This is a genomic window from bacterium, from assembly GCA_035308905.1.
In the GTDB taxonomy this organism is placed as follows: Bacteria; Sysuimicrobiota; Sysuimicrobiia; order Sysuimicrobiales; family Segetimicrobiaceae; genus DASSJF01.
Genome location: DATGFS010000063.1, coordinates 1 through 8,470, shown reverse-complemented (window position 1 = coordinate 8,470; position 8,470 = coordinate 1). Strand labels below are relative to the sequence as shown.

Annotated in this window: 8 protein-coding genes; 1 reads left to right on the top strand and 7 read right to left on the bottom strand. The window is 67.5% G+C overall.

Going from position 1 to position 8,470, the window contains the following annotated elements:
• The 7 genes from VKT83_17150 to VKT83_17120 all read right to left on the bottom strand — a co-directional run.
• The coding region (locus tag VKT83_17150) for a hypothetical protein (protein ID HLY24195.1) at positions 1 to 979 on the bottom strand (979 nt) is incomplete at its 3' end.
• Positions 980 to 1,043: 64 nt separating this feature from the next.
• Positions 1,044 to 2,465, bottom strand: coding sequence for an ABC transporter substrate-binding protein (locus VKT83_17145; GenBank protein ID HLY24194.1), 1,422 nt, complete (start codon positions 2,463 to 2,465; stop codon positions 1,044 to 1,046).
• 197 nt (positions 2,466 to 2,662) lie between these two features.
• Complete coding sequence (locus tag VKT83_17140) at positions 2,663 to 3,391, bottom strand: hypothetical protein (protein ID HLY24193.1); 729 nt, start codon at positions 3,389 to 3,391, stop codon at positions 2,663 to 2,665.
• Between the two features lie 8 nt (positions 3,392 to 3,399).
• Positions 3,400 to 4,131, bottom strand: coding sequence for an ABC transporter ATP-binding protein (locus VKT83_17135; protein HLY24192.1), 732 nt, complete (start codon positions 4,129 to 4,131; stop codon positions 3,400 to 3,402).
• Complete coding sequence (locus VKT83_17130; protein ID HLY24191.1) at positions 4,128 to 4,883, bottom strand: ABC transporter ATP-binding protein; 756 nt, start codon at positions 4,881 to 4,883, stop codon at positions 4,128 to 4,130. The genes VKT83_17135 and VKT83_17130 overlap by 4 nt, the downstream gene beginning before the upstream one ends.
• A 1-nt stretch (position 4,884) precedes the next feature.
• Positions 4,885 to 5,886: a branched-chain amino acid ABC transporter permease gene (locus VKT83_17125; GenBank protein HLY24190.1), complete on the bottom strand. Its 1,002-nt coding sequence runs from the start codon at positions 5,884 to 5,886 to the stop codon at positions 4,885 to 4,887.
• Positions 5,883 to 6,764: a branched-chain amino acid ABC transporter permease gene (locus VKT83_17120; protein ID HLY24189.1), complete on the bottom strand. Its 882-nt coding sequence runs from the start codon at positions 6,762 to 6,764 to the stop codon at positions 5,883 to 5,885. Before VKT83_17120 ends, VKT83_17125 begins: the two co-directional genes overlap by 4 nt.
• Positions 6,765 to 7,346: 582 nt before the next feature.
• On the opposite strand from VKT83_17120, the gene VKT83_17115 reads away from it, so the two are divergent.
• Positions 7,347 to 8,470, top strand: a 1,124-nt coding sequence (locus VKT83_17115; GenBank protein ID HLY24188.1) for a hypothetical protein, incomplete at its 3' end; no start/stop codon positions are given.

Here is an 8,470-nt window from a genome sequence, read left to right as displayed (position 1 = left end):
CCGCGATGCCGAGCCGCAGCACACCGTTCCAGGGGAAGTCCTTGAGTTTGGCGGTGCGGACGAAGATGCCGGAGTCGAAGCCGTCGTAGGCATCGAAGCCGACGTTCTCCATGCCGGGCGAATAGGCGCTGCTGTAGTACTCCCGGCGTGTCGTATAGCCGGCGACGGCGCGCTCGCATCCCTGCCGGAGCAGCGATACGAGGCGGCGTTGGAGGTTGACCGAGTCCGTTTCGCTGCGCGGCTCCCCCGAGGTGAGCTGACCGAACGCCCGCTCGACCTCGGAGCGCGCCGCGCGTTCGCTGACGCTTCCGGCCATCAGGAGGTACGCATCGTACCAGCCGTCTTTGAGCCACGGCGGGCCGATCCATCCGGCAAATCGGGTCGCGTGCGCCGCGAGGAGGTCGCGCAGGGAGACCGTTTCGACGCGCACGTCCCAGCCGGCGCCGGCCGGCACGGCCGTCGCGCTTGTACCGAGGAGGGCCGCCGCCGCGGGTTCGCCCGCGGTCACGACCAGATTGCCGGTGCCTGAGCCGCCGGCAGACGGCGCGGCCGCCTGTCGTGCCGCCGCCGCGAGGTCGGCGTGGGCGAGATAATCGGGATGGTACGGCGTCACCGGGTACGGCGCAAAGACGAACCCGTGCTTTGCCCCGAGCAGTCCGGTCGCCCGCCGCACCGCGGCGCAGCGCGCATCGCGGTCCGCAAGGCGGGCAGTATTGACGGTCAGCACGACGTAGGCATCGAGGGACTCGACCGGCGTGACGTCGGGCGGCGTCGCGCGTCCCGCGTACGGGTTGCCGCCGACCATCGCCTGGATCGCCGCCCGACCGAGGGGGCCCGCCGCGGCGGCCGCGGTCATGGACTCGATCCGGATCTCGTGCGGGTAATACGACGGGTCGAATGGCGACTCGTGCCCGGCCCACGTGGGGAGGGCGAGCGCCAGCACCACCGCGGCGGCCGTGGCTGAGCGACGAAGCATCATCACGGTGAAAACAAGACGGGAGCCGCGGGATGCCGCGGCCCCCGCCTCATAACCGTGCGACCGGCTAGCCCGTAACCTTCGGCCAGGTCTTGTTGATCCAGTCGGAGGTCCGGGTGTCGTCGCCCTTCGGCGCCGGCCAGCCGGGCGGTGCGGTGATGCTCCGGATCGGGATCGTGATGACCCGGCTCGTGTCCATCGTCTGGAACGGGTAGTTCGGGTAGTTCTTGGTGAAGCCGGTCATTGCATCCTTGTAGCCCTGATGGTTGTCCGGACGGAACCACACGTAACCGCCGGGGCCGGCGTAGCCCGCGCCCTCGAGCTGGCCGATGATCGCCTCGTCGTCCGGCCAGCTGCCGGTGAGTTTATTCGCCTTCTGGATCGCCGTGTGCAGCATGTGCATGGCGGTGTACCCGCCCTCGGCCTGGAAGTTCGGGTACTCCTTCCACTTCGCGTAGTAGGCGTTGACGAATGCGTTGTTGAGCGGCCACTTCTGGCCTGCCGGGAATGTGAAGTAGTAGTTCGCGTGGCAGCCGCCGATCACGCCCTCGGGGTGGTCTTTGCCGATCGCCTGCGGCGCGACGCCGAGCGCCAGCGTGGTGGCGTACTTCATCTTCTTGTAGAGGCCGTACCCCAGCGCCTGCTTATAGAATGCGATGTAGTCGCCGCCCCAGACCGAGGTGAAGAGGATGTCCGGCTTCGCGGAGATCGCCTTGGTGATGTGCGCGGCGAAATCCGTGGTGCCGAGCTTGGGCCATCCCTCCATGACGACCTGCGAGCCTGGCAGCAGCTTCTCGCTCACGACCTTGACGTGCTGGAAGGCGTTCCGGCCGTACGAGTAGTCGGGATGGATGTGTGCGATGCGCTGCACGTGCGGGTACGTCTGCGCCATCGCGATCGCCGCGGTGACGCCGTCGGCCGACTGGATGTTCGTAATGCGGAAGATGTACTTCGGATCCGGGACGGCCTTGTCGAACAGAAAGTCGGTGCAGCCGTCAACGAAGATGGTGAGCACCTTCAGCTCTTCCGCGACGGGGCCCAGCGCCGGCGTGTTGCCGCTGGACGTGATGCCGGTGAAGAAGTCGATCTTCTCGGAGACCTTGAGGCGCCGCAGCTCCTTGACGTTCGCGTCCGTGCCGGCGTTCTCGTCGGCCTTGACGACCTCGATCTTGCGCTTGCCGAGCAGGCCGCCCTTGGCGTTGATCTCGTCCACGGCCAGAATCGTGCCCTTGTACATCGGCTCCCCGAGCACCGCGGCCGGCCCGGAGAAGAAGGTCATCTGACCGACCTTGTACGGCGTGTCCGGAATCTTGCCCTGGGCGCGCACGGGTTCGGGATCAACGAGGTGCCCTGCCGCGCCCCCGAGGGCCGCCGCTCCGATGGCCGCTGCTCCCACGGTGATGCCCATCTGGCTGAAGAAATCTCGACGGCTGACTTCGTTCTTCTCGTTCTTCGGCTTCTTGTTATCCGTCCTGCTCTGATCGACCAAAATTCCCCACCCCCTGTTGGCTGTGCGAAACGCCGTCGGAAACCACCCGGCCGCCCGAAACCGGCCGGCACCGGGCAATGGTAACCGCGTACATTAGCCGCCCGTGGGGAGGTTCCTTCATGCGGAAAACTGTCACGGAAGCGCCGCGGACGCTGCAACGCCCGGCGGCGGGATGTGGTGCTGTGCGGGTCTGCCGGCTAGGCGGGCGCGGTCCCGGTGTGTCCCCGGTCCACGGTTCGTGACGCGGCCGGCCCCGCCGTTTCGGCCCGGTTGATCAGCCACGCCAGCACGAGCACGGCGAGCGTGGCCCCGTAGAGCACAGCCACGCTGGCGATGTGCGAGATGGTCGCGAGCAGCGTGAGCGTGCCGCTCGTCAGGCCCTGCAGGGCGAGCGCGAGGACGGGAAGGATCGGAGCGCCGCATCCGGTGACCCCGCACGGCGACGTGAAGAGACCGAGCGTGCTCAGAATGGCGCTGGCGGCCCCACCGCGCCCGCCGCCCGAGGCCGCCCACCGGCCGGCGGTCCGCCGCGCCCGCGCGTAGAACCACAGCGCGAAGTACGCCCCGAACACGGCGCCCATGTAGAGCCAGCGGGTGATGTCGGGGATGCCCGCGGAGAACCCCCAGGCCGGCTCGTCGTATGGGCTGTTGGCGATGAACCAGAAGATGGCCACGTTCGAGAGGAACTCGATCTTGCGCGCGAGGGTTACGGTCGGTGACAACGCCCACGCCGGCGCGTGCTTGAGCCAGGGGTTGAACGTGAAGTAGTCGTACGGCTTGCGGAACACCGACAGCACGATGACGGGCAGGAAAATGTCGAGGGCCACGACCGCCAGCGCGACGCCGGCGAAGACGAGCGGCCTCGCCCGGATCGCCCGCCAGATCGTCGCGAAGACGCCGAAGATGCCGCGTGCGATTCCCTTCATGGGCTCCCCTACCCGCGGATCATCTGCATGACGGACTCGTTCGCAAAGACGTCGGCCGGCGTGCCTTGGAAGACGATCTCGCCGCGGTCGATGACGTACAGCCGGTCGGCGACTTTGGCGGCGCTCACGACGTTCGACTCGGCGATCAGCATCGAGATGCCCATGTCTTGAATCTTGCGGACGGCGTCGGCGAACCGGTTCACGACGACCGGCGCGAGGCCCTCGAACGCCTCGTCGAGGAGCAGCACGGACGGCAGCAGCGACATGGAGCGGGCGATCGCGACCATCTTCTTCTCGCCGCCGCTCAGGTGCAGCCCCTTGCGCGGCGCGAGCCGCCGCAGCTCCGGAAACAGCTCGTCGATCGCGTCGCTGTGCCGCGCGCGGCCGCCGTCCTTGGCGCGTTCGGTGCCGGCCAGCCACGCCCCGATGCGCAGATGCTCCGCCACCGTCAGATCCGGAAAGATCCCGCAGTCGTCGGGCGCGTAGCCGATGCCGAGCCGCGCCCGGACGTGCGGCGCGGTCCCCGTGATCTCCCGCCCGTGGTACGTCACCGAACCCGAGCGCAGGGGCAGGAGACCCATCAGGCTTTCCATCGTGGTGGTCTTGCCGGCGCCGTTCCGGCCGACCAGACACACGGTTTCGCCGCTGTGCACGGCGAGCGACACGTTGCGGAGCACGTGGGCCTGGCCCCGGTAGGTGTTGACGTCGTGCAGCGCGAGCACGGTCCCGGGCTCGGTCATCGCGCCGCGGTCCTCCCGAGCATCGCGGCCACGCGCTCGTCGCGCACGACCTCCTCCGGCGCGCCGGCGGCCAGCACGCGGCCCTCGTGCATCATGACCATCGTGTCCGAGTACTTGAAGACGATGTCCATGTCGTGTTCCACGATGACCGCGCTGAGGCCGCGCGACCGCACGACCGACTCGATGCGGTCCATAATCTGGCTCTTCTCGCGCGTGCCCACGCCGCTCGTCGGCTCGTCAAGGAGGATCAGCTTCGGCCGGAGCGCGTAGGCCAGCGCGACGTCGAGCAGCTTCCGCTCTCCCTGCGCGAGCCCCCCGGCCGCGACGTTCCATTTGTCCCCCAGGCCGAAGTCGGCGAGGACCCCGCGGGCCTCGTCCTCGGACTCCCGGTCGCGGTCGGCGAGGCGCAGCGCCTGGTGTGTCTTGTTCTCGCGCGTGAAGACGGCCAGCCGCACGTTGTCGAGCACCGTCATGAGGTCGAACAGGTTGACCAGCTGGAAGCTGCGCGCGATTCCCGCCTTGATGCGGCCGAAGACCGGCAGCGTCGTGACGTCGCGCCCGGCGAAGACGATCGTCCCTTCGTCCGGCGCCAGCAGGCCGGTGATCAGGTTCACAAGCGTGGTCTTGCCGGCGCCGTTCGAGCCCACGATGGCGACGAGACGGTCCTGCTCGACGAAGAAGTCGACGCCGTCGACGGCATGGTTGTCCCCGAACGACTTCCGAAGCCCCTGCGCGGCGAGCAGCTGCGCCATGTCAGCTCTCCCCGCGGACGCGGCGGCCGATCCGCCCGAGGGCGCCCATGATGCCTTCGGGCATCGCCATGACGAGGATCACCAGCACGACTCCGAGCAGCAGCTGCCAGTACTCCGTGCGGCCGACCGCGTACGCCTTAAGGTAATTGAACACCACCGCGCCGATGATCGGGCCCGAGAACGTCCGGAAGCCGCCGAGCACGGCCATGAAGACGATCTCCCCGGAGAACGGCCAGTAGAGCGCCTCCGGCGTGGCGAGGCCGTTGAGCGGCGCCCACAGCGTGCCGGCGACCGCGGCGAACATGCCGGACAGGACGAACGCGATCCAGCGGTACCGGCGGACGCGGATGCCGATGAACTCGGCGCGGACCTCGTTGTCCCGGATCGCCTGGAGGGCTTGGCCGAACGGCGAGTGCAGGATCAGCCACATCAGGCCGGCGCAGATCGCGAATACGCCGAGCGTGTAGTAGTAGTACTGGTGCGAGAGGAACGCCACTTTGTCGGCCGGCGTCCCCAGGAGGCCGCCGAGCAGGGTGGGCGTCGGGACGCGCAGGCCGTCGGTTCCGCCGGTCACCCAAAACAGCTTGAAGGCCAGGCTCCACAGCACCTGTGAGAGCGCGAGCACCAGGATCGAGAAGAAGATCTTCGTGTAGCGCACGCACACGATGCCGAACAGCGCGGCGATGACGACGCCCGACAGCGCCCCCGCGGCGAGAAACACTTCCATCGAGCCGATGTTCCAGTACTTGCCCATGAACCCGGCCGCGTACGCACCGGCGCCGAAAAACGCCGCGTGCCCGAACGACAAGAGGCCCGTGTACCCGAGCAGCAGGTTGAGGGCGAGGGCCGCGATCGCGAACGCCAGCCCGTACGAGAGCAGGATCGTTTGGTAGGCCGGCGCGACGTACGGGATGATGAGCAGCAGCACGGCGAGCGGCGCCAGATAGGCGCCGGCGGGGACCGGCTTCGCGGGGCGCGCGGCCGTGACGGCGGTGTCGTTCACGAGGACGACCGGCTGAACAGCCCCGCGGGCCGCGTGACCAGCACGGCGGCCGCCATCAGGTACAGGACCGCGAGTTCGAGCTCCGGGAAAAACGTGATCGCCAGCGTACGCACGACCGCCACGATGAAAGCTCCGGCCAGCGCGCCTTCGAGGCTCCCCAGCCCGCCGATGACGACGACGACGAACGAGAGGACGAGCGCGTCCACGCCCATGCCGAGTACGGCGCCCTGCACGGGGACGATCACCGCGCCGGCGATCCCGGCCATGAGGCACCCAATCGAGAACGCGAGCACGTAGAGGGCCCGGACGTTGATGCCGAGCGAGACCGCCATCTTCCGGTTCTGCGACGTCGCCCGCAGCATCACGCCGAACCTCGTCCGGTACACGAACGCCCAGAGCAGGACGGCGCTCACCCCTCCGACGGTGATGACGAGCAGGTTGTAGGCGGGGTAGTCGGAGCCGAGCACCGAGATGGGTCCGAAGGCCGACCACAACGTGCTGGCCGACAACGGCGTCGGCCCGAACACGAACTTGATCGCGTCTTCGAGAATGAGCAGCAGTCCGAAGGTCAGCAGCAGCTGATATTCTTCGGCCCGGTTGTAGAGCGGGCGCAGCAGCGTGGGTTCGATCACGGCGCCCACCAGCCCGACGGTCACACCGGCGACCGGCAGCAGGAGGAGCAGCAGCGGGGGCACGACCCCGGTGGCCGCGCCGCCCACCGCCCATGCCATTACGAAGGCGCCGAGCATGTAGAGGTTGCCGTGGGCCAAGTTCACGACCCGCATGACCCCATACACGAGGCTCAGTCCGCCGGCGATCAGGAAAAGCACGGCGGTGTACACCGCCGTGTTCAGAGCTTGGACGACCAGGGTCGCCATGAGGCTGTCTGATTCCGCAACAGGCCGGGGCTTCCTGCACAAGCGCGCCGCCGCGGCGCTAGGCGCCGGCGAACATCATCTCATTGGCGGCATGACGCGGGGACATCTCACCGCGTCCGAGTCATGCCGTCCCGGCATGTGCCTGCCGGCAAGGGGATTTTCTCCATGAGATCTTCACGGCTTCTTCATGCATGGGTGCTACGCTCACCTCAGTTTTCATTCGCGTGTGGTCAAGAACTGCCGGGCGCCCGGTTGTACCAGCTGGACCCCCTTCCCGGCAAACAGACCCGACAACAAGCGGCCGCGGCACCACCCGAACCAGCACTCGCGGCCGGTCAAACTGCCGGGCGCCCGGTCAGTACCACCCCTTCTCGACGCGATCGCCCCGCTCGGACGGCCTCCTCTTTTTCCGCCGCCGCTCCACCCTCAATTTCATGATTTATTCATCACTTATTCAACGGCGCCCGATATGCTTCAGACATAACGGAGCGCGGGGGCGCTGCCTCAACGCGGGTCCGACCGATCGGGCGGGATCGCGCCCCGCCGGGAAAGCGCGCATCGCGACTCGGATCGGAGGAACGGATGCGGAAGTGGGTCGCACTCGTACTTGGGGTGCTGGTACCGCTGCTTGGGCTTGCCGGCGTGGGAAGCGCGCAGTCCACCGTGCAGGTCCAGGGCACCATCCAGGCGGTCGACTGTCAGCAAGGGACGGTCGTCGTCGCCACTCCTGACAGTGTCAATACGATCGCGGTGGCTCCAAACACCTCGGTCCTAGTCGATTCCCAAGCCATCTCGCTTTGTGACCTGCAGCAGTACGTCGGCAGTCAGGCGACCGTTTGGCTGGTCCCGAGCGGCAACGAGTTCGTCGCGACCCGCATCGATACGACCACGCAGGCAGGCGTGGCACCGGCAGTGCTCCCGGTTCAACAGGAGGCCGTGTCTCCGCTTCCACTCATCGGCGTCGTCCTTGGAACGATCGCGCTCGCCGGGCTGATCTATCTCCTCGTCCGCGACAGCGGAGGCCATTACTGGCGCTATCCGTACTACGGCGAGTACTACCGCTACTACTACCGGCCCGAGTACCGGGTGTATGCCGGCCCGTACCCCGCCGTGTGCCCCGTCGTCTTTGCCGCCGCGCCGCTCGCGGGCATAGTATTGGGCGTCACGGTCTTCAGCGGGCTCGAATTCCTCGTGGTTCGCGACCGTGATGGACGCTTTGAGCGGTACCCGTATTACGGCCCATACCGTTCGTACTACTATCGGCCCGAGTACCGCGCGTACTCCGGCCCGTATCGCGGCGACGCGCCGGTGCACTACGGCGACACGCGCGGCTCCGTCGTGTTCCACCGGACGGACGGCGCGCCCTATCAGCGGCCGGTGAACGATCCCCGGCCGGCTCAGTATCAGCAACCGTACACCACACAGCCGGGACAGTATCAGCAGTATCCGCGGCTGAACTACACGCCGGTGCCGCCGCGGCCGAACGACAACTATCGCGGGCCGCAGCAATACCAGCAGCAGCAGCCGTACAATTACCAGCGGCCGCAGCAATACCAGCAACAGCAGCCGTACAATTACCAACGGCCGCAGCAATACCAGCAACAGCAGCCGTACAATTACCAACGGCCGCAGCAGTACCAGCAACAGCAGCCGTACAATTACCAACGGCCGCAGCAGTACCAGCAACAGCAGCCATACAATTACCA

What these genes read in the sequence shown, in the direction of transcription:
- VKT83_17140 (HLY24193.1), bottom strand. Translation starts at nt 3,391, where the DNA reads ATGAAGGGAATCGCACGCGGCATCTTCGGCGTCTTCGCGACGATCTGG.
- VKT83_17135 (HLY24192.1), bottom strand. Translation starts at nt 4,131, where the DNA reads ATGACCGAGCCCGGGACCGTGCTCGCGCTGCACGACGTCAACACCTAC.
- VKT83_17130 (HLY24191.1), bottom strand. Translation starts at nt 4,883, where the DNA reads ATGGCGCAGCTGCTCGCCGCGCAGGGGCTTCGGAAGTCGTTCGGGGAC.
- VKT83_17120 (HLY24189.1), bottom strand. Translation starts at nt 6,764, where the DNA reads ATGGCGACCCTGGTCGTCCAAGCTCTGAACACGGCGGTGTACACCGCC.